General features: G+C 61.2%; 17 protein-coding genes. 7 read left to right on the top strand and 10 right to left on the bottom strand.

Annotated elements, in window-relative coordinates:
- Window positions 1-211: 211 nt before the first annotated feature.
- The 3 genes from J5M57_RS17475 to J5M57_RS17465 are packed head-to-tail and all read left to right on the top strand — an operon-like array spanning window position 212 to window position 3,777.
- Complete coding sequence (locus J5M57_RS17475; protein ID WP_207847836.1) at window positions 212-871, top strand: paraquat-inducible protein A; 660 nt, start codon at window positions 212-214, stop codon at window positions 869-871.
- Complete coding sequence (locus J5M57_RS17470; protein ID WP_083367911.1) at window positions 858-1,481, top strand: paraquat-inducible protein A; 624 nt, start codon at window positions 858-860, stop codon at window positions 1,479-1,481. Before J5M57_RS17475 ends, J5M57_RS17470 begins: the two co-directional genes overlap by 14 nt.
- Window positions 1,474-3,777 (top strand): MlaD family protein, encoded by a 2,304-nt coding sequence (locus J5M57_RS17465; protein ID WP_064589197.1) that lies wholly within the window; start codon window positions 1,474-1,476, stop codon window positions 3,775-3,777. Before J5M57_RS17470 ends, J5M57_RS17465 begins: the two co-directional genes overlap by 8 nt.
- A gap of 184 nt (window positions 3,778-3,961) precedes the next feature.
- Here J5M57_RS17465 and mksF read toward each other — a convergent pair whose 3' ends face one another.
- The 3 genes from mksF to mksB are packed head-to-tail and all read right to left on the bottom strand — an operon-like array spanning window position 3,962 to window position 8,773.
- Window positions 3,962-6,802 (bottom strand): Mks condensin complex protein MksF, encoded by a 2,841-nt coding sequence (gene mksF / locus J5M57_RS17460; protein ID WP_169843741.1) that lies wholly within the window; start codon window positions 6,800-6,802, stop codon window positions 3,962-3,964.
- Window positions 6,799-7,500: an Mks condensin complex protein MksE gene (mksE, locus tag J5M57_RS17455; RefSeq protein ID WP_064589195.1), complete on the bottom strand. Its 702-nt coding sequence runs from the start codon at window positions 7,498-7,500 to the stop codon at window positions 6,799-6,801. Before mksE ends, mksF begins: the two co-directional genes overlap by 4 nt.
- Entirely contained in the window at window positions 7,490-8,773 is a 1,284-nt protein-coding gene (gene mksB / locus J5M57_RS17450) for an Mks condensin complex protein MksB (RefSeq protein WP_064589194.1), read from the bottom strand. The genes mksE and mksB overlap by 11 nt, the downstream gene beginning before the upstream one ends.
- Before the next feature lie 232 nt (window positions 8,774-9,005).
- Between mksB and J5M57_RS17445 the strand changes: the two genes are divergently transcribed.
- Both J5M57_RS17445 and rimI read left to right on the top strand, forming a co-directional pair.
- Window positions 9,006-9,752 carry an energy transducer TonB gene (locus J5M57_RS17445; RefSeq protein ID WP_207848014.1) on the top strand — a complete coding sequence of 249 codons (747 nt, stop codon included), beginning with the start codon at window positions 9,006-9,008 and terminating at the stop codon, window positions 9,750-9,752.
- Window positions 9,745-10,197, top strand: a complete 453-nt coding sequence (gene rimI / locus J5M57_RS17440; RefSeq protein ID WP_027612255.1) for a ribosomal protein S18-alanine N-acetyltransferase — start codon at window positions 9,745-9,747, stop codon at window positions 10,195-10,197. The genes J5M57_RS17445 and rimI overlap by 8 nt, the downstream gene beginning before the upstream one ends.
- A 113-nt stretch (window positions 10,198-10,310) precedes the next feature.
- Here the strand turns inward: rimI and J5M57_RS17435 are convergent, their stop codons facing one another.
- Entirely contained in the window at window positions 10,311-10,715 is a 405-nt protein-coding gene (locus tag J5M57_RS17435) for a serine kinase/phosphatase (protein WP_207847837.1), read from the bottom strand.
- A gap of 141 nt (window positions 10,716-10,856) precedes the next feature.
- Here J5M57_RS17435 and can point away from each other — a divergent pair, with 141 nt between their 5' ends.
- Window positions 10,857-11,501 (top strand): carbonate dehydratase, encoded by a 645-nt coding sequence (gene can / locus J5M57_RS17430; protein ID WP_064589190.1) that lies wholly within the window; start codon window positions 10,857-10,859, stop codon window positions 11,499-11,501.
- A 6-nt stretch (window positions 11,502-11,507) separates the two neighbouring features.
- Here the strand turns inward: can and J5M57_RS17425 are convergent, their stop codons facing one another.
- The 5 genes from J5M57_RS17425 to J5M57_RS17405 all read right to left on the bottom strand — a co-directional run bounded on the left by J5M57_RS17425 (window position 11,508) and on the right by J5M57_RS17405 (window position 17,247).
- Window positions 11,508-12,023 carry a lysine methyltransferase gene (locus tag J5M57_RS17425; protein ID WP_207847838.1) on the bottom strand — a complete coding sequence of 172 codons (516 nt, stop codon included), beginning with the start codon at window positions 12,021-12,023 and terminating at the stop codon, window positions 11,508-11,510.
- A 178-nt stretch (window positions 12,024-12,201) separates the two neighbouring features.
- Window positions 12,202-13,383, bottom strand: a complete 1,182-nt coding sequence (locus J5M57_RS17420) for a hypothetical protein (protein WP_207847839.1) — start codon at window positions 13,381-13,383, stop codon at window positions 12,202-12,204.
- Between the two features lie 119 nt (window positions 13,384-13,502).
- The gene (gene acpA, locus J5M57_RS17415; protein WP_169843744.1) at window positions 13,503-15,197 is read right to left on the bottom strand and encodes an acid phosphatase; all 1,695 of its coding nucleotides are present in this window, start codon (window positions 15,195-15,197) and stop codon (window positions 13,503-13,505) included.
- Window positions 15,198-15,336: 139 nt separating this feature from the next.
- Window positions 15,337-15,657 carry a hypothetical protein gene (locus J5M57_RS17410; RefSeq protein WP_207847840.1) on the bottom strand — a complete coding sequence of 107 codons (321 nt, stop codon included), beginning with the start codon at window positions 15,655-15,657 and terminating at the stop codon, window positions 15,337-15,339.
- 171 nt (window positions 15,658-15,828) lie between these two features.
- Window positions 15,829-17,247 (bottom strand): TIGR00366 family protein, encoded by a 1,419-nt coding sequence (locus J5M57_RS17405; protein WP_169843746.1) that lies wholly within the window; start codon window positions 17,245-17,247, stop codon window positions 15,829-15,831.
- A gap of 349 nt (window positions 17,248-17,596) precedes the next feature.
- On the opposite strand from J5M57_RS17405, the gene J5M57_RS17400 reads away from it, so the two are divergent.
- A complete protein-coding gene (locus J5M57_RS17400) occupies window positions 17,597-18,916 on the top strand; it encodes an MFS transporter (protein WP_207847841.1) in 1,320 nt (439 codons plus the stop codon).
- Between the two features lie 6 nt (window positions 18,917-18,922).
- On the opposite strand, the gene J5M57_RS17395 is transcribed toward J5M57_RS17400, so the two are convergent.
- Window positions 18,923-20,293: a gluconate:H+ symporter gene (locus tag J5M57_RS17395; RefSeq protein WP_083367921.1), complete on the bottom strand. Its 1,371-nt coding sequence runs from the start codon at window positions 20,291-20,293 to the stop codon at window positions 18,923-18,925.
- Window positions 20,294-20,312: the final 19 nt, after the last annotated feature.

The raw sequence follows: 20,312 nt of genomic DNA, 5'->3' as shown, positions 1-20,312 counted from the left end.
GAAACGATGCATCGCCGATGGTAGTGTGGGGTTTCCCCATGTGAGAGTAGGTCATCGTCAAGATTAAATTCCGAAACCCCAATTGCGAAAGCAGTTGGGGTTTTGTTTTGCCCGCAGGAAAGTTTTTTACTTAGCGTGCGAACAAATTTGCACAGTTATTTTCGAATCAGAACACTAGAATAGCCCCATCTTTTTCGGAGCCAATGCCTTTATGTCAGAGTCGGTTGACGCTTCCGGGCTGTCAGATTTTCCGCTGGAAGACTTGGTGGCCTGTCACGAGTGCGACCTGCTGATGCGCAAGCCAAAACTTGCCCACGGCGAGAAAGCCCTCTGCCCACGCTGCGGTTACGAGCTATACGCCCACCGCCATAACGTGGTGCAGCGCAGCCTTGCCCTGGTCATCGCGGCATTGTTGCTCTATATACCGGCGAACTTTTTACCCATCATGCAGCTCAATCTACTCGGACAGTCTTCGAATGATACGGTCTGGAGCGGCGTGGTCGGTCTGTTCAACACCGACATGCAGGGCGTGTCGATCGTCGTGTTTCTCTGCAGCATGGCCATCCCGCTGATCAAGTTGCTGTGCCAGTTGATTGTGTTGGTGACGATCCGCTTCAACATCGGCCGCAGCTACGGCCTGCTGCTCTACCGCATTTACCACCACCTGAGAGATTGGGGAATGCTCGAGGTCTATCTCATGGGCGTCCTGGTGGCGATCGTCAAACTGGCGGACATGGCCGCAATCACCGTCGGCCTCGGGTTGGTGTGTTTCATTGCTTTGTTGTTGGTGCAGGTCTGGCTGGAGGTGGTGATGTCACCGCATCAGATCTGGCAGGCGCTATCAGGAGAAGACCCCCATGCGGGCGATTGATGCGGGCATTCTTATCTGTACCGAATGCCACGAGTTGAACAGGCAGGACGCGGACACCGACGAGCAAACCTGCACGCGCTGCGGAGCGCTGGTGCATGCCCGCCGGCCGAACAGCCTCGCTCGAACCTGGGCACTACTGATCACCGCGGCAATTATCTACATTCCGGCCAACGTGCTGCCGATCATGACCGTCAGTTCGCTGGGGCAGGGCGATCCGAGCACGATCATGTCCGGCGTGATCCAACTGGTGCAGCACGGCATGATCCCGATCGCCGCCGTGGTGTTCATCGCCAGTATTCTGGTGCCAACCTTCAAACTGGTCGGGATCGCGCTGCTGCTGTTTTCGGTGCAGCGACGCCAGCCATTGTCTGCACGGCAGCGCATCTGGATGTACCGCTTCATTGAGTTCATCGGACGCTGGTCGATGCTCGATATCTTTGTGATCGCCATTCTGGTGGCGGTCGTCAACTTCGGCCGGCTTGCCAGTGTCGAGGCCAATCTTGGCGCCATCGCCTTCGCCAGTGTGGTGATTCTGACGATGCTTGCCGCTGTAACTTTCGATCCCCGACTGATTTGGGATAACACGGAGTCGGACGACGACCATGACTGATCTGCCTGTAGCGAAAACCCGACCGGCCTCGAACTGGTCTGCCATTTGGGTACTGCCCCTGATCGCTCTGATCATCGGCGGCTGGCTCGGCTGGCGTGCCTATAACGAAACCGGCATCGAGATTCAGGTGCGCTTCGAAAGCGGTGAGGGCATCCAGGCCAACAAGACCGAGGTCATGTACAAAGGCATGTCGGTCGGTAAGGTGAAGACGCTGAAGCTCGACGACGAAGGGAACTCCAAAGGGGTGATCGCCACCGTCGAGATGAACAAGGACGTCGAACAATACCTCAAGACCAGCACGCGTTTCTGGCTGGTGAAGCCGAGCGTGACCCTGGCCGGTATCACCGGTCTGGAGACCTTGGTTTCGGGTAACTACGTCGCCATCAGCCCCGGTGAGGGCGAGCCGACCCGTAAGTTCAAAGCGCTGGCCGAGGAGCCGCCGCTGTCGGATTCCAAGCCGGGTCTGCACCTGACCATCAAGGCCGATCGCCTGGGTTCGCTGAACCGTGGCAGCCCGGTGTTCTACAAGCAGATCAAGGTTGGCCAGATCAAAAGCTACGTGCTCTCCGAAGACCAGAGCACCGTTGAGCTCAAAGTGTTCATCGAGCCGACCTACGCCAAACTGGTGCGCAAACACACGCGTTTCTGGAATGCCAGCGGCATCAGCATCGACGCCAACCTGTCCGGGGTGAAAGTCCGCAGTGAATCCCTGGCGAGTATCGTTGCCGGCGGTATCGCCTTTGCCACACCGGAGAACCGCAAGGACAGTCCGCCGACTGATCCAAGCCTGCCGTTCCGCCTGTATGAAGATTTCGACGCGGCTGCGGCCGGGATTCGGGTCAAGGTCAAACTCAGCGACTTCGAAGGCCTGCAGGCCGGCCGTACGCCGGTGATGTACAAGGGCATTCAAGTCGGCAACCTGAAAGCGTTGAAAATCGATCCTGACCTCAACAGTGCCACGGCCGAGCTCACCCTTGATCCTCTGGCCGAAGACTATCTGGTCGACGGTACGCAATTCTGGGTGGTCAAACCGTCGATTTCCCTGGCCGGTATTACCGGGCTCGAAGCATTGGTGAAAGGCAACTACATCGCCGTACGCCCCGGTGACAAGGGGGCAGCGCCGAAGCGCGAGTTCGAGGCCCGGCCAAAAGCCCCGCCATTGGATCTGCGCTCCCCGGGCCTGCACCTGGTGTTGTTCACCGACGTTCTGGGTTCGATCGAAGTCGGCAGCCCGATTCTGTATAAACAGGTCAAGGTCGGCTCGGTGCAGAGCTATCAGTTCTCCAAGACCAAGAAGCAGATTGTCATCGGCGTTCATATCGAGAAGGAATACGAAAACCTGGTCAACGCGTCGACGCGCTTCTGGAACGTCAGCGGCATCACGCTTACCGGGGGATTGACCGGCGGGATTCAAGTCAAGAGCGAGTCACTGCAGACGCTGATGGCTGGCGGTATCGCGTTCGAAACGCCACAAGCCAAGGCGCCGTTGCAAAAGCGTATTCCGCGTTTCCGACTGTTCGCCAACCATGATGAGGCCAACCAGAAAGGCACGCTGGTGACGATCAAGGTCGACCGCGCCGATGGCTTGCGCCCGGGTACGCCGATTCGTTTCAAAGGGCTGGACGTCGGCAAGATTGAAGACGTCGACCTGACCGACGATCTGCAATCGGTGATGATCACCGCGCGGATCACTGAAGTGCCGGAGAAGATTGCGCGGGTCGGCAGCCAGTTCTGGGTGGTGAAGCCTGAGTTGGGGCTGATCAAGACCCAGAATCTGGAAACCCTGGTCACCGGCCAGTATCTTGAAGTGCTGCCGGCGGCGAAGAATCTTGGCCCGCAAAAGAACTTCGTTGCGCTGGCCAATCCACCTGAAGTGGTCAAGCAAGAGGCCGGATTGAGTCTGGTATTGAGCGCGGCTCGCCGTGGTTCGCTGAAACCTGGCGTGCCGGTGACCTACCGCGAAATCACCGTGGGCAAGGTCACGGGTTATGAACTGGGCCAGACCGCTGACCGGGTGCTGGTGCACATTTTGATCGAGCCGAAATACGCGCCGCTGGTGCGCAGTGGCAGCCGTTTCTGGAACACCAGTGGTGTCGGTTTCGACATTGGCTTGTTCAATGGCCTGACGGTACGCACGGAGTCGCTGGAGACGGCGATTCAGGGCGGGATCGCCTTCGCCACGCCGGACGGTGAACGCATGGGCAACCCGGCGCGGGCTGAGCAGACGTTCCCGCTGTTCGACAAGTTCGAGGATGAGTGGCTGACCTGGGCGCCGAAGATTCCGCTCGGTAAGTAACCTTGCGGCGTCTGTAAGGACGCCATCGCGAGCAGGCTCACTCCTACAAGGGAACGCATTCCATCTGTAGGAGTGAGCCTGCTCGCGATAGGGCCCGTAAAATCAACACAAACCCCAAGCCATAAAAAAGGGCCGCGATCCAAACAGATCGCGGCCCTTTTTTATTGCCTTCAGTTAACGCCGATCAAACCTCATCCAGCTCCGGTTCATCCGCTTCAACATTGACAGTGGCTTTCACCGCATCGTGGCGACGGATGTACTTCCAGTCCGCCTCGTCGATGTAGATGCCCGCTGGGCCGCTGCCGCCTTCCAGGTCGATGGCGACACTGGCGCAGACCTGCGGCTTCACACTCGCCAGAATCGGCACGAAGCCCAGTTGCAGACTGGTTTCCAGCAGCGCAGCCTGGTTCTTCTCGTCGATGTCCGCCGCCTCGTCGAGGTAGTACGGCAGGCGCACGCGACCGGCCAGGTCACGGTCCATCAAGTGCAGCAACAAATACATGTTGGTCAGCGCCTTGATGGTCATGGTGGTGCCGTTGGAGGCCGCGCCGTCGATGTCGGTGTGGATCACCGGCTGACCATTGACCTTGGTGATCTCGAACGCCAGTTCGAACAAGTCCTTGAGGCCGAGCTGGTTGTGGTTCGCCGCCACCAGCCGTGCCAGATATTCCTTGGCCTCTTCGTTCTTGTTGTCCTGCTCGGCACTCTGGCTCAGATCGAACACCGACAGGGTTTCGCCTTCTTCGTACTGGCCGGCGCTGTGGATGATCTGGTCGATGTGCTTGAGCGCTTCCTTGTTCGGCGCCAGGACAATGCGGAAACTCTGCAGGTTGGAGACCTGACGCTTGTTGATCTCGCGGTTGAACAGCGCCAGTTGGTGCTCGAGGCTGTCGTAGTCGCTGCGGATGTTGCGCAGGGTTCGGGCGATGTCGGTGACGGCCGCGCGGCGGGCTTTGCCCAGCGTCAGCGCCTCATCGGTACGGTGCGCGTAAGCGTTGATCAGCAGTGACAGCCGGCGCTCCATATCGTCTTCGCTGTCGAACTTGGCCACGCCTTTGAGGCGCACCTGTGCGTAAAGCGCTTCGATCTGACCGTCGGCGCGCAGCAGGCCTTGCCAGCTGTCCTGATAGTCGTTGAGCAGCGGCAGCAGGTTGTCCATCGAATCGTCGACCGGATCCATGAACGGCGTACCGAACGGCAGATCCGCCGGCAGCAGCTGACGACGGCGCAGCGCGTCGTCGAGGGTGCGTTGCTTGGCTTCCATGTCGGCGATCTGCCGGCCGACCAGTTGCAGCTTCGCCGACAGTTGCTGGACGCGCTCGGTGAACGCATCGCTGGAGCGCTTGAGTTCATCCTGCGCGGCTTCCATCTGCGCCAGTTGCTCGAGCTTGTCGCCTTCTTCGGCGCTCAGGGTCTGGGTGCGACGGAAGTCTTCCAGGGCCTTCTGCGCGTCGAGCACTTGCTGGTACAGCGCTTCGGTCTGGGTCTTGCTCGCGGCGCGGTCGGCGGCTACAGCCTGTTGGGTCTTGAGTTGCTTGAGTTCTTTTTCCAGACGCTCTTTCTGGTCGCGCAGTGCGGCGCGATCGGCCAGCGCTTGCAGAGCCGGCGGCTCGATGTGCGAGATGTCGATCGACAGGCCCGGCACTTCGAAACGCTCGCCTTTGAAGCCATCCAGAATCAGCTCGACCGATTTGACCCACTGGCCTTCCTCGTCGAGGGTGATGCCATGTTCGCCCAGCGGCAGGCTGAACAGCGCGCTGTTGAACAGGCGCATCAAGCGCTCGACGTCCTGTTGCGAGAACTCTTCGCGCAAACGGGCGTAGCTGTTGTTGTCGGCGTGATCGAGTTGCTGCTTCACCGACTTCAGGCGTTTTTCCAGATCGCGCAGACGCTCTTCCAGATCCTCGGCGCTGAACTGACGGGACTGTGCCAGCGCACCGGCCAGTTCGTCGTGGGCGTCCTTGGCCGCGAGCAATTGTTGCTCCAGCACTTTGACGTCATCGACCAGCGCGAAGCGGTTCTTCAGCACCGACAACTCGCCGAGCCAGCGCTGGATGCCGGAGATTTCCCGCTCCAGACGCATCAGCTCCTGCGTGCCGCCCCGTTGATCGTTTTGCAGATCGTCCTGCTCGCGACGGTAGTGCTCGGCCTGAATGGTCAGCTCTTCCTTGCGCGCACTGGCGTAGTCCGACCAGGTGCCGAGCAACGAGTCGAGCAGCGGCGACAGGCGATGCAGTTTGCCGCGCAGCACGTCGCGCTGTTTCACGCCATTGGCCAAGGCTTCGACCAGTGGGCCGGCAGCGACCAGTGAGTTGTAGTCCTGCTCCATGCGGCGCACGTCGCGGAAGGCTTCTTCGCACGCGGCGATGTAATCGACGCTGCCGGAACGCAGGCTGTGCTCGAAGGCATCGAGGAACAGTTGTTTCAACTTGGCCGCAGTGATTTCGCGCATGTGCAGCAGGTTGATGAATAGTGCGCGGAAGGTCTTCAGACTCTGCTCGCTGGTGGAGCGCAGCGGGATCAGCGTCAGGTCCAGCGGGATCGAGGTGTGACCGCCGACCAGCAAGCGCCGCAGTTCGTCTGGCTTGAGCTCGTAGGCTTTCAGGCCTTCCTTCTCAAGGTTGCTGAACAGCTCTTTCTGGCGCAGGCAGGTGTCGTTCTTCTGGTAATGGGCTAGGTCGAGCTTGCCGGCATAGGCGAAGAACTGGTGACCGAAACCACCACCCGGGCCGCGACCGACCACGCCGATCACGTGCGGACCGTGCGGCAGGTTCACTTCGACGAGGATGTAGCTGGTGTCGGAGGCGAAGTAGAAGCGCCGCGATTGTTCCAGGCTGTACTTGCCGAAACTCATGTCCGACATGCGCGCCAGAATCGGGAACTGCAGGGCGTTGATCGACGCCGATTTACCGAGGTTGTTCGCGCCGTAGACCGACAGCGGTTCTTCCAGCGGGAACAGGCCGAGGCTGTAACCGGCGGTGTTCAAAAGGGCAAAGCGGCGGATGCCGTAGCGTTCCTGGCTCATGCGTCGGACTCCTGTTCTTCGGCAATGGCGCGGGCCAGTGCGTCTTCTTCGCTTTCTTCTTCAAATTCGGACAGATCCAGCGGATCGTCGGTCTCGAGGAATTTGGCTTCGGCGGCTTCGTCGATCAGCACCGGGGCCGGCAATGGCAGAACGCTGTGCACGCTGGCGGCCAGATCGCGGTCTTGCTGCACCGACAGGCACACGTCGAGGAAACGGTGCATTGGCGGCAGGAAGCGGTACACGCCGTTTTCTTCGCCGGCGAAACCGAGCTGGGTCATGCGGCGCATGATTTTTTCTTCGAGCTCTTCAACGGTCTGCACTTCGGCCTGAATGAACAGGTCGCGGTATTTATCCAGCAGCGACGGCAATTCTTCGCGACCGAGACTGCCGCCATCGAGCACGGCGATCGGGTCACGGCCCTGGTCAGCCAGATGCTCGACAAGGATGAAGGTGAACAGCGCCAGACGCTGGGCCGTCTTGTTCACCGCCGCAGCGGCCATGTCCGGCACGAAGTAGTAGAAGCCACGGGTGTCGCAGACCAGCTCGAACCCCAGCGCCTTGAACAGCGTGCGGTATTGATCCTGGAAGTTCGACAGTTGCGCGTACAGTTCCGGGTCGCGGCGGCTGACGTGATAGCCCTTGAACAGTTCGCGGAAGATCGGCGCCAGTTGGGACAGTTCGGATAGATCAAGATGCATTTGGGATGCTCGCAGAATCCTCGGCGGCGGCAGGGTCGCGGGCCGAGAGCAGGGCGAAGGAGCGCAGGCTGACCTGGTGCTCGTGAGTGTGGTATTCGCGGCGTTCCAGACGCTCGCGCTTGAAGCGTTTTTCCCGCGACAGGCGCGAGAACCAATAAAGCAATTCGTCAGTGGCGCCGTCCGGTTCCTGCTCCAGCAGCCAGGTCATCAGATCCGGCATCGGCAGGGACTCTTCACAACGCTCGACCATCTCGCGCACGGTGCGTGGTGCACGTGGCGCGTCGCCGGATTTCTGCGTCTTGTGCGCCTTTGGGAAGCGCGCCGGTTTCGGCTCGAAACGCGCCAGGGCGTAGACGTAAGCCTCGACCTGACTGGCGCTGCCGAGGAAGGTGCTCTGCGGCCGGGTGAACAGCGGCATCGCCGCTTGCGGCACGGCATCGATGCCTTTACGGCGAATCGCCGCCAGCGCCAGCGCGGCGCCACGGGTCACGGCGTTGTGCCGGCGCGCTTCTTCACGCAGCGGCAGCAGCAGTTCGCGGGCGTGACGCAGGGTCAGTTGGGCGCTGGTCTGCATTTCGAGGATGCGCGCGTGGGTGCGCAGCAGCATGTCGTCGTCGACCAGATGACCGAGGCGCTGCTGTTCACTGAGCATCTTCAGCAGCACGGTTTCGACCTTGCGTACGCCTTGTTCGAAGGCGCCGTCGGCGTTCACCAGGTCGATCATCGGCTCGACGTATTCGTCCCAGGTCGCCAGTACTTCGGCGTAACGCTGGCGCAGCGGGATCTGCCGGTCGCTGGTCTTGGCCCGTTCGGCCACGGCGACCAGGGCCTGCTCGTCGTTATCGAGCTTTTTCAGCACGTCGCGCACGCGCATGTCGAGCAAGCGCAGCTGGCGGGCGAGATCGTTGCCGTCGCGAACGTCGAACGCGTCCTGAATGTAGCCGGCCAGACGTTCGAGGTGGCGCAGGTAGGCTTCGATCTCCAGGCACAGGCCCAGCCGGTGCTCGCGGCGCAGGTAGGCGAGGAAGTCGTGGATCTGCGCGTTCAGCTCGAAACGGTTCGGGCTTTTCGCCACGGGGACCAGAATGTCGAGACGAATCCACACGTCGAGCAGGCTGGTGATGTCCTGCGGCGTGCTGTCCAGTTGTTGGGCGGCCAGTTGCGTGCGCAGTTCGTTGAGGCTCAGGGTGCCTTGGTCGAAGTGCTCGCACAGTGGCTCCAGAAGTGCCCAGTGTTCAGCGAGGGCGCGCAAGACGCGCTTGGGTTCGATCATCGGAATGGCCGGCTGGTTGGCGATTAAAAGCCGCGATTGTACTGCATCATGAACGCTGCGATTCACTCTCGGGACGGGCTGTCGCGTTTTCTGCGGCAAGCGCGTGGCCTAAGACGATCGATCAACAGCGAGCGATCTTGAGCGAAGGGCGGTAGAATCAGCGCACTTTCAGTTATCCACAAGTGGCCGACCTTTGCTTATCGAGTCCCGCCGCCGCGCCTATTTGAACGCCATGCAGGTGGTCAACTGGCTGCCGCGCACCGAATTGCCCTTCGCCGCCCCGTCGCGGCCCGAGCTGCTGGACATGCCCGAGCCCGAGCCAGAGGTGGCGCTGATGCCGGTTGTGCAGGCCGAAGCGGCGGTGCAACCGGCCGCGCGTTCGGTCGAGCGGCCGAAAATCGAAGTCCCGCGTCCGTCGCTTGCCAGTACTCGCAATGGCGCCAAACCGGTGGAAGAGGTCGAAGAGGCGCCGGTCGTCGCCAAACCCGCGCCCGTGCCGCCACCGCGTTTCGCCCTGCAATTGCTGCGCGCCGGGGCTTGTTTGCTGCTGGTCGAGTTACCCACAGGCGAAGCGTTCCAGAGCCGTGACCCGGCCTATCTGCTGCTCAAAGACATGCTGCGCGCCGCCGGTCTGCCGGATGCGCCGCAAATCGTCGGCGAGCCGGTGCGCTGGCCATGGCTGAACCGCGGCACCATGGATCAAGGCCCGGAAGCGGCCCGCGACTTTGTGCAGGGCTTCCTCTCGGTGCAAATGGAAGCGGCGCCTTGCGCCTGCCTGTGGCTGATCGGCCTGCCGGCAGTGCGCTTTGCCGGTGAAGCGGACGCCGAAGCATTCAACAGTGAATTGCAGATTGAAGGCCTGGGCCTGGCCTGGGCTATCCCTGGTCTGGAATTGTTAATGGAAGAGCCACAGCGCAAAGCCGCTGTGTGGCAAGCCATGCGTCGGCTGATGGCGCGCTGGAAAGAATCGAATGAGTGAAGCTGTATCGTTCCGCCCGATGACCGAGGCGGACCTGGACGCGGTATTGAAGATTGAATACGCGGCGTACAGCCATCCTTGGACCCGCGGGATTTTTCTCGACGGACTGGGCAAGTACCAGATCTGGCTGATGTTCGAAGGCCAGCAGCAGGTCGGCCACGGGGTGGTGCAGATCATCCTGGATGAAGCGCACCTGCTGAACATCACGGTCAAACCGGAGAATCAGGGACGCGGGCTGGGCCTGACATTGCTTGAGCATCTGATGTCGCGGGCGTATGCGGCTTCGGCACGGGAATGTTTTCTGGAAGTTCGAGACAGCAATACTGCAGCGTTCAAACTGTATGAGCGCTATGGCTTCAACGAGATCGGCCGGCGCAGGGATTACTATCCGGCGGTGGGCGGGCGTGAAGATGCCGTGGTCATGGCCTGCACCCTGGTTGACTGAATATTGTAGGAGCTGCCGGAGGCTGCGATCTTTTGAGCTTGACCTTCAAAAATCAAAGTCAAAAGATCGCAGCCTGCGGCAGCTCCTACAGGGGATCGCGTGATGGCGGGTGATCAGCGGTTGCCATCAATCGGATCACGCCGCGCCAATTCCGCCTCATCCAGACCATTGCCGCCACCGATGTCATCTTCATCGACCACGCTCAAATCCCAATCCGCCGGATTGTCTTCGCCCGTTTCACCGGCGTCCCGTGCGCCATCTTCATGGATCAGTGTTTCCGGACTCATATCATCATCAGTCGGCTCATGGTCAGCAGTCGATGCACCTGTGAGCCCCGCCTCACGCACACGTTCCTCTGGCATCAACTGCTCGCGTTCGCGTTCGGACAATTCATCACCGATCTTCGCGCTGGGCTGTTCGTCGTCGAAATCCAGCTCATGCACCGAGCCCATGCGGTCTTCGTTATCATCGATGGGTTCAGGTTGCACCGCATCGTACGGACGTCGTGAATCAGTCATGGCTATTCCTCATACTGTGGGCCTTACTAGGTGGACTCACCGGACACCCAAGAATTCCAACGAAAACACTTTGCGATCCTTGCGTGACCCCGACGGGTGGCCGTCTGTCATACCAGCGCATCTTTCTTGAGGCCTTACACCATGCACGACTTACAAGACCTGATTGATAACAATGAGCGTTGGGCTGACGCGATCACCAAGGAAGATCCGGAGTTCTTCGCCAAACTGGCGCGCCAACAGACCCCGGAATATCTGTGGATCGGCTGCTCCGACGCCCGCGTGCCGGCCAACGAGATCGTCGGCATGTTGCCGGGCGATCTGTTCGTTCACCGCAATGTCGCCAACGTGGTGCTGCACACTGACCTCAATTGCCTGTCGGTGATCCAGTACGCGGTCGACGTGCTCAAGGTCAAACACATCCTCGTCACCGGTCACTACGGTTGCGGCGGGGTGCGGGCGTCGATGCAGGATCGTCAGTTCGGCCTGATCGATGGCTGGCTGCGCTCGATCCGTGACCTGTATTACGAAAAACGTGAAGAGCTGGCCAAGCTGCCGACCGAGGAAGAGCAGGTCGACCGGCTGTGCGAACTCAACGTCGTCCAGCAAGTGGCCAACGTGGCCCACACCAGCATCATTCAGAACGCCTGGCATCGCGGGCAGAGCCTGTCGATCCACGGTTGCATCTATGGCATCAAGGACGGTCGCTGGAAGAGCTTGAACACCACCATCAGCGGTTTCGAGCAACTGCCGCCGCAGTACCGTTTGCGTCCGATCGGCGCGTTGTAAGCCCGGTCAGTGCGCATGTCGCCAGCGCTGCAGGAAGTGCTGGCCCTCGATACTGGGTGGTTCATCGTAACCGGTGATCCACCCACGGCAACGCGGCCCGCCGCAGGTGCAGGCGAACTGCCGCAAGAGGCGGTCTTCGGTGGCGGAGAAGTCGATGGTCAGGCGTTCACCCTGATGAATATCGCGCAACGCCCATAGCCACAGTTCGCTCATGTCGAGGAACGCATTCGGGTCGCAGGCATGTTCGAGCAGCCCGCAGAAGCGCGGGTCGTAGATATGGATGCCGGTGAGCAACTGGCGGGTCTGGCGACACCGATAGGGCAGCAATTGCCCGGAAATGCGGCACATGCGGGTGGTGCGCAAGAAATCCCGGCGTGCCACCACGGCCACAGGGCCATGCTCATCTTGAATGACTTCGAAATCGACGGTGGACGGGAAGCCCAGGCGCACAGGCAACCCGGCAAACGGGTAGATGCCGGGGGCATCGCGGGAGACGTGGTGATGAAGTGCGTGAGTGTTCATAACGATCCCTGTCAGCAAATGCTGCGACTTCTCTGGTCTGACATCCTGTCAGCGCTGCAACACTGTTTAGATTTGATCATTTCGCGGATCTGACGATCCGTCTACTGTCAGATCTGACAGGCGTGATTCGCTACTCCCCGCGTCAGTCATCACTGACGCGGGGAGTGTTTTCAGCGAATCACAGGTGTGGCGCGGGCACCGCAGTGGCCGGTAATTCCCCCTGAAGCTGTTGCAGCTGCGCCTTGACCGGTGTGGTCGAGCACTTGGCGGCAGCCTGCGCCGGGGTCAGGTTGCGGATCGAGGTGTAGAACAGTTCACAAGTCTTGACCTTTTGCGTCACTTGCCAGGTCTGCGTGCAGCTATTGAGCAGGGTTTTCGGATCGGTACCCGGTTTGCTGCCCATGCCCGCCTGCCAGCAGGCCGCACTCAAATCCTGGCCCATTACTTTCAGCCCGGCGGCATCGGCCTTGGCTTCATCGCCGTTGTAGCTGGCCGGGTCGGCGGCGTACCAGATGTAACTCGGGTGGTTGGAGCCCAGCACCGGCACATTCACGCCCGTGCTCGGGCTGATGGTCGCCAGACCCAACACGCCGACGGTCGGCCCGTATTGCTGCTTGATCCAGTTACGCACCGGCGCGCCGAAGGCCACCATGGGCAGCGTCGTGCCGCTGGTGGTCTGGCTGAACTGCTTGACCAGTGTGGTCTGGTAATCCTTGAAGTAGTCGTAGACCCCTTCCAGGTCGCTGCCGGCGTTGGACGGCGCCGCGATTGGCGCGATGTCGATGATGGTCTGATACGCCGGGGTCTGGTCAGCCGGAATGCCGTTGACGCTCAGCAGCGTGGCCCAGCGATCGGTGGTGTTCGAGCGCAGATAATCCTGGGCCTGAGTCAGCGAATAGTCCGGCGGGAAGTGCAACAGCTCGACACTCTTGCGGTTTTCCAAAGCCATGCCCAGCGGCAGGAACAGGTACCAGCTGTAGGCCCATTTGCCATCGGCGTTGAGCTTGCTGGCGCCGTTATAGGCCAGATCGCCGGCATCGAGCAGCGCCGACAGCGGCTTGTCGTAGCCTTGCGGTACGCCGCTGATTTCGACGTAAATCTGCCCGTTATCATTCTTCACCAGCACCTTGGCATTGGCGTAGCCGTCGCGTTGCACGCTCTGGCTCAGGTAGTGGGCGACGGTCTGTTCCAGCGACCAGTTGCGATAGCAGATCACGCTGCAGTTGTTGGGGTAGGCGAAGAGGCGGGTGACGCGTTCGGTGCTGCCCAGTTTCAGGTCGACATCGGCGTGGGCGGCCGCGCTCAGGGTGAGCGCGGCAAGCGCCATTGCAGCGGGGGTGAGTCCTGCGAGTTTGAACATGCTCAGATCCTTTTCAGCGTGGGTTCCCCGGAAGGTCGGGGCGCTTCATATTGGATCAGCCGTGTTGCACAGAGAAGCCGTCATTCACGGTTTTTTGCGTCAGCCCGCAGAACCCGATTTCAAGCCTGAAAATGCAGGGCGTTGGTCAAGTCGCCCATGGGTTTCTGACCGCGGGCGATCATCGCCTCGTCACGTTGTTTGAGACCGTCCAGGGTTTCCAGTTGAAACACCCGGGTGATCAGACGCAGGATCGACGCCGTGTCGTAGACCGTGTGATCCACCGTGCCTTTGCGCGCGAACGGCGACACCACCAGCGCCGGCACCCGCGACCCCGGCCCCCAGCGGTCACCCTTGGGCGGCGCCACGTGGTCCCACCAGCCGCCATTTTCATCGACGGTGACGATCACCACCATGTTTTTCCACTGCGGGCTTTCACGCAGTACCTTCAGGGCGCGGACGATGTGCCGGTCACCGGAGGCGACGTCGGCATAACCGGCGTGCATGTTCAGGTTGCCCTGAGGCTTGTAGAACGTCACCGCCGGCAGCTTGCCGGCCTCGGCATCGGCGAAGAACTTGTTGGTGCTCGACTCATCGCCCAAACCGGCATCGCGCAGGCGTTTGTTGCGCTCTTGCGGGTTCTCCGGGCCTTGCTGCTTGAAGTAGTTGAACGGCTGGTGGTGATACTGGAAGTTGGGGATCTTCGGAATCCCGCCGGAATCCTTGTACTGCTCCAGCGTTGCCTGCCAGGCGCCGGCGTACCAGGCCCAGTCGACGTTCTTCTTCGACAGCTTGTCGCCGATGTGTTCGTGGGTCTGCGGTACCAGTACGTTGGGCAGATCGGCCTTGGAATATTCCGGGCGTTCCGGATCGCGAATCCACGTTGGCCAATAGGGCGGGGCGAGGGTGTTGACGCCAAAGCCGTCCGGGGTCAGTGCACTCGGGCCGAACTGCGGTGGGCCACTCATGGCGCTGGCCGGCGACTGCTCCAGCGGCTTGAGGCGCGGATCGGTCGGGTCATTGCTTTGCAGCGTGGCGATCTGCGACTTGGCCACCGAATTGGCGGCGTCCGGATAGAACGGCGCGGTGGCGCTGATCAGGTATTGATGGTTTAGGAACGAGCCACCGAAGGCACCCTGGAAGAAGTTGTCGCACAGCACGAACTCCTGCGCCACATCCCACAGGCGCAGGGAATAACGGCTCTGGGCGTAGTGCCCCATGGTCAGGCCACCGGAGTCAGCCCAGGCGACGAAGCCATCGTTCTTGCCGCCGTTGATCTGCATCTGGTTCTGATAAAACACGTGCCACAGGTCGCGGGTGACCAGGCCGAACGGCAGGTCTTCGCCATTCGGGCCTTTGAGGGCGAACGGCGCGTTGGGCAGGTTTTCCTGAAACTGCGTGGCGCTGGGGTAGGTCACGCCATCGAGGGTTTGCGGGCCAATCTGCAACACGCCGCCCCAGACCGGTGGCAGGGTCTGCAACAGGCTGCCATCGCGGTCACGTTGCTGGTAATCGGCAGGCTTGAGCGACGACAGCGGCTTTTCGACACCGGGGAAATCACCGAACAGGTTGTTGAAGCTGCGATTCTCGGCGTAGATCACCACCACGGTTTTCACCTGCTCGCGCAGGGCCTTGTCCAGCTCGGTCGGGGTCAGCGGGCGCTCGACCGGTTTGCCCGGCTGGTCGCTGGCGTTACCGCAGCCGGCGAGCGTGGCACCCACGCCGAGGACGGCAACCCCGCCGAGAAAGCGGCGGCGACTGGTGTCGGTGGGATCGTTGGATTCAGGTGCGTCAGTGCCGTCTTTCTCGTCTTTCATCTGTCAGCCCGTTCTGCTTAATTGTTTCAGTTTGTTTCGGGCGGACGCTAGCAAGGGAATGTGACGGTTGGGTGACGATTTGAGGGGCGGCAAAAAAATGTGGGAGCGACCAGGTCAGCTCCCACAGGTATTCACTCGATTACAAAAGGCGCAACGCAAGCTCACTGCCTGCACGCAGGTATTCGACCTGAGCGGTGACTGCATCTTTGACAATGGCTTCGCCGGTGTCAGTCAATCGGGCTTTCTTGGCATCAATGACGGTGGTCTGCAGCAATTGCATCGCAACATCCATCGCTTTCTGGAAAGCCGTCAGGTTGTTGTGCTGGCCGAACTCTTGAATGACCGCCTCCATGCGTCGGTCGGCATCGTCTCGCAGTGTCCTGTACTCGACTACGCAGACGCTGCCGTCCTGATAAATTTCACGGATCAGCTCTTCAAGCGTTTTGGATATCGGTGTCATCGGTTCTTCCTTGGACAGGTTTTTGGTCCTGGACAAGCTAAACGAAGACACGCTCAGGAAAAGTCAGCACCGTCCCACGGAGTGCGTGGGACGGTGCAACAGACTTCGTAAGAAGAGGATTGGCTGATTGTCGGAATCCTCCCGCCAGCCACCTGGCTGCGCTCGCTGGACTCAAGGAATGACCGGCGGCGTATACGCCAATGTCGTGCCCAGCACCCACAGCAAGAACAGCACCAGCGGCGTGTGCACCAGCAATTGCACGAACGAGAAGCCGATCAGGTCCCGCGCCTTCAGGCCAAGCACGCCCAGCAGTGGCAGCATGTAGAACGGGTTGATCAGGTTCGGCAGCGCTTCAGCGGCGTTGTAGATCTGCACCGCCCAGCCGAGGTGGTATTGCAGATCGTTGGCAACTTGCATCACGTACGGCGCTTCGATGATCCACTTGCCGCCGCCGGACGGGATGAAGAAACCGAGAATCGCCGAGTACACGCCCATCAACAGCGCATAGGTGTCGTGGGACGCGATGCTGACAAAGAAGGTCGAGATGTGATGCGCCAGGGTCTGTGCATCGGCGCCTTTGACCGTGGTCAGCAGCGCGGCAATCGAGCCGTACAGCGGGAACTGGATCAGCACGCCGGTGGTGGTCGGCACCGCCCGGGCCACCGCATCGAGGAAGCTGCGCGGACGCCAGTGCAGCAGGGCGCCAAGCATGATGAACAAGAAGTTATAGGTGTTGAGCCCGGAGATTGCGGTGATCGCCGGTTTGGTCGAGAACTCGTGGAACAGCCAACCGGCCGCCAGCAGCACCAGCAGAATGATCAGCAGCGGACTGTGCTCCAGCCATTCCCCCGGCCGGGTACGCGGTTGCAATGGCGGCAGGTTGAAGGCCGGGTCGATTCCGCAATCCTTGGCGTCGCGCGCAGAGTTCGGGCCAGGTGCGGTGGCGTAGGCGACGATGATCGAAACCACGATCAACGCCAGCAGCATGGCTCCGGACTGCCACAAGAAGATGGTCTGGGTGAACGGAATCACCCCGGTGATCGACAGGATCGCCGGCGGCAGGCTGGCCGGGTTGGCCTGCAACTGCGCCGCCGATGACGACAGGCCCAACGCCCAGACCGCGCCCAGGCCGAGATAGGCTGCCGCGCCGGCCGCGCGGTAATCCATTTTCAGATCGGTGCGGCGGGCCAGGGCGCGTACCAGCAAACCGCCGAACACCAGCGACAGGCCCCAGTTCAACAGCGAGGCGACCATCGAGATCAGCGCCACCCAGGCTACGGCCGAGCGGCCGTTTTTCGGGATACGCGCCAGTTTGTCGATCAGCTTCACCGCCGGCGGCGAGCTGGCGACTACGTACCCGCCAATCACCACGAAGGCCATTTGCATGGTGAACGGAATCAGGCTCCAGAACCCGTCGCCGAACGCCATCGCGGCATCGGTGGGTTTGGCGCCCATGGCCAGGGTGGCCAGCGCAACAATGATCACGGCCAACGCGGCGAACACCCAGGAGTCGGGGAACCAGCGTTCGGCAAAGCTTGAACAGCGCAAGGCAAAGCGCGCGGAGCGGCTATCTTCGATATCAACGGCCACAGGGAATACCTCGGATTTTTATGGTTATTGTGGTCCGCAGGAGCCGCCAGTGCTGTCAGTCAGATCAATCTGTGGCGAGGGAGCTTGCTCCCGCTGGACTGCGTAGCAGTCCCCTTCCTTTAAGGAGCAGAGGGGGCCGCTTCGCGACCCAGCGGGAGCAAGCTCCCTCGCCACAGAGGTGAAAACCGATTCAGGTGGGTCCTGCTGGACAGGCATTAACAGTAATTCAACTGCCAGTGCTTTGTGAGCAGGTTTTGCAAAACCGGGACTATGGTCTAACGGGTTGTCCCCAGGCAGATTTGCGTAGACCATGAGCGCCTTGGTTTTTTGCCTGCCAGAGTTCTTTGCCATGACTGCCCAATCCACAGCCCGACCGGCGCCGTTCAGCCGTTCCGACTACAAGACCCTCGGCCTTGCGGCCCTCGGCGGGGCGCTTGAGATCTACGATTTCATCATCTTCGTGTTCTTCGCCCTGACCCTCAGCCAGTTGTTCTTCCCGCCGGAAATGCCCGAGTGGCTGCGCCTGCTGCAAAGCTTCGGGATCTTCGTCACCGGTTATCTGGCGCGGCCGCTGGGCGGGATCCTGATGGCGCATTTCGCCGACAAACTCGGGCGCAAGAAAGTCTTCAGCCTGAGCATCCTGATGATGGCGCTGCCGTGCCTGCTGATCGGGATCATGCCGACGTATGCCCAGATCGGTTATTTCGCACCGCTGCTGTTGCTGGCGCTACGCATTCTCCAAGGCGCGGCGGTCGGCGGGGAAGTGCCGAGCGCGTGGGTGTTCGTCGCCGAACATGCGCCAACCGGCCATCGCGGTTACGCGCTGGGCTTTTTGCAGGCCGGGCTGACCTTCGGCTACTTGATTGGCGCGTTGACCGCGACCTTCCTTGCACAGGCGTTCACCCCGGCAGAAATCCTCGATTACGCCTGGCGTTATCCGTTCCTGCTCGGTGGGGTGTTCGGCGTGATCGGCGTCTACCTGCGGCGCTGGTTGAGCGAAACCCCGGTGTTCATGGCCATGGAAGCGCAGCGCGAGGCGCGGGTTGAACTGCCGCTGCGCACCGTGCTGCGCGAGCATCGACTGGCGATGTTGCCGGCCATGTTGCTGACTTGCGTGCTGACTTCGGCGGTGGTGGTGTTCGTGGTGATCACCCCGACCATGATGCAGAAAACCTTCGGCATGAGCGCCAGCCACACTTTTGCCCTCAGCGCGTTGGGCATCGTCTTCCTCAATATCGGTTGCGTGATTGCCGGGTTGCTGGTCGATCGCCTCGGCGCCTGGCGCACGGTCATGCTCTATAGCTTGCTGCTGCCTTTGGGCATCGGCGTGCTTTACAGCTGCTTGATCACGGGGGGCGACTGGGTGGGGCTGGCGTACGCCATCGCCGGCCTGGGCTGCGGTGTGGTCGGCGCGGTGCCGTCGGTGATGGTCGGGCTGTTCCCGGCGCGTATCCGGGTATCCGGCATTTCCTTCACCTACAACATTGCCTACGCCGCGTGGGCGAGCATCACACCGCTGTTGCTGATCGGTCTGATGCCTTGGAGCCCATGGATCTGCGTGATGTTCTGTGCGGTGATGGGTGCGGTCGGCATCGGCATCGGCAGCGCGGCGTACTTCGGCTCGCGCATGAGTGGTGTCGGGCGCCAATCCGTGGCGCCCTGTTCCTGACCGCTGTCAGGTCAACCAGTGCCACCACAGCAACGTCCCGACCAGTCCCACCACCGAAACAATGGTTTGCAGGATCGACCAGACCCAGATCGTCTGTTTGAGCTGCAAGCCAAAGTACTCGCGAACCATCCAGAAGCCGGCATCGTTCACATGGCAGAAGAACACTGAGCCGGCACCAATCGCCAGCGCCACCAACGAACTTTGCGTCGCGGCGAGCCCCGCCATCATCGGCGCCAGAATCCCCGCTGTCGTGGTGGTGGCGACCGTCGCCGAGCCGGTGGCTTGACGCAACGCCACGGCAATCAGCCAGGCCAGCAGCAGATACGGCATGTGCGCACCTTCGGCGACTTTGCTGATGGTCTGGCTGACGCCGGCATCCAGCAAGGTCTGCTTCAGGCCGCCGCCGGCACCGATGGTCAGCAACAGCACGGCAATCGGCGCCAGGCTTCTGCGCAGGGTGCCGCCCACTTGATCACGCGGCATGCCGTTGGCCCAGCCGAGGCAGATCACCGCTGCCATCACTGCAATGCCCAGCGCCACCAAAGGCTCGCCGAGGAACTTCAGGGTCAGGGCGACGCTGCTTTCCGGGCTCATCGCGACTTTCGCCAGGGTGCTGCCGAGCATCAGCAACACCGGCAACAGAATGATCAACAACGACAGGCCGAAACCTGGCTGACGCGGCGCTTTCGGCGGGGCGCTGAACAGTGCGCCAAGCTCTGCCGGTTCATCGACGTGCATGCGTTTCGACAGCCAGTTGCCGTACAGCGGCCCGGCCAGAATCACTGCCGGAATGGCGATGCTGAAACCCAGCAACATGGTCAGCCCAAGGTCGGCATGCAACGCGCTGACCGCGATCAACGGCCCGGGATGCGGCGGCATCAAGGCGTGCAGGGTGGTCATCCCGGCCAGCGCCGGAATCGCGATTTTCAACAGTGGCTGACCCGAACGGCGGGCCATGACGAAGATGATCGGCACCATCATCACCAGCCCCACCTCGAAGAACAGCGGCAGGCCGATCACCATCGCCACCAGCGCCATGACCCATGGCAGGGACTTGCCTTTGCCCAGCCCGAGCAAGGTCGAGGCGATGCGGTCGGCGGCGCCGGATTCAGCCATCAGTGCGCCGAGCATCGAGCCCAGCGCAATGATGATCCCCGCCTCACCGAGAATCGCCCCGGCGCCTTTGCTGAACGCCTTGGCCACGTCTTCGGGCGGCAAACCGGCGCCGACACCGGCAATGAACGTACCGATCAGGATCGACAGGAACGGCGGAAGTTTAGTGGCGCTGATCAGCACAATGATGGTGGCAATCGCCAGCAGGCAGCAAAGAATCAGGCGCGTGTCGTGAACCATCCAGGCAGCGGTCGATAAATCCAAAACGGCACTCCTTATCGGG

The organism is Pseudomonas sp. 86_A (assembly GCF_017491705.1).
GTDB classification, from domain to species: domain Bacteria; phylum Pseudomonadota; class Gammaproteobacteria; order Pseudomonadales; family Pseudomonadaceae; genus Aquipseudomonas; species Aquipseudomonas koreensis.
This window is presented reverse-complemented; position numbering and strand designations above follow the sequence as displayed.

Excerpts from the sequence above, each read along its gene's own strand:
- J5M57_RS17475 (WP_207847836.1), top strand. The coding sequence starts at position 212 with ATGTCAGAGTCGGTTGACGCTTCCGGGCTGTCAGATTTTCCGCTGGAA.
- J5M57_RS17470 (WP_083367911.1), top strand. The coding sequence starts at position 858 with ATGCGGGCGATTGATGCGGGCATTCTTATCTGTACCGAATGCCACGAG.
- J5M57_RS17465 (WP_064589197.1), top strand. The coding sequence starts at position 1,474 with ATGACTGATCTGCCTGTAGCGAAAACCCGACCGGCCTCGAACTGGTCT.
- mksF (WP_169843741.1), bottom strand. The coding sequence starts at position 6,802 with ATGAGCCAGGAACGCTACGGCATCCGCCGCTTTGCCCTTTTGAACACC.
- mksE (WP_064589195.1), bottom strand. The coding sequence starts at position 7,500 with ATGCATCTTGATCTATCCGAACTGTCCCAACTGGCGCCGATCTTCCGC.
- mksB (WP_064589194.1), bottom strand. The coding sequence starts at position 8,773 with ATGATCGAACCCAAGCGCGTCTTGCGCGCCCTCGCTGAACACTGGGCA.
- J5M57_RS17445 (WP_207848014.1), top strand. The coding sequence starts at position 9,006 with ATGCAGGTGGTCAACTGGCTGCCGCGCACCGAATTGCCCTTCGCCGCC.
- rimI (WP_027612255.1), top strand. The coding sequence starts at position 9,745 with ATGAGTGAAGCTGTATCGTTCCGCCCGATGACCGAGGCGGACCTGGAC.
- J5M57_RS17435 (WP_207847837.1), bottom strand. The coding sequence starts at position 10,715 with ATGACTGATTCACGACGTCCGTACGATGCGGTGCAACCTGAACCCATC.
- can (WP_064589190.1), top strand. The coding sequence starts at position 10,857 with ATGCACGACTTACAAGACCTGATTGATAACAATGAGCGTTGGGCTGAC.
- J5M57_RS17425 (WP_207847838.1), bottom strand. The coding sequence starts at position 12,023 with ATGAACACTCACGCACTTCATCACCACGTCTCCCGCGATGCCCCCGGC.
- J5M57_RS17420 (WP_207847839.1), bottom strand. The coding sequence starts at position 13,383 with ATGTTCAAACTCGCAGGACTCACCCCCGCTGCAATGGCGCTTGCCGCG.
- acpA (WP_169843744.1), bottom strand. The coding sequence starts at position 15,197 with ATGAAAGACGAGAAAGACGGCACTGACGCACCTGAATCCAACGATCCC.
- J5M57_RS17410 (WP_207847840.1), bottom strand. The coding sequence starts at position 15,657 with ATGACACCGATATCCAAAACGCTTGAAGAGCTGATCCGTGAAATTTAT.
- J5M57_RS17400 (WP_207847841.1), top strand. The coding sequence starts at position 17,597 with ATGACTGCCCAATCCACAGCCCGACCGGCGCCGTTCAGCCGTTCCGAC.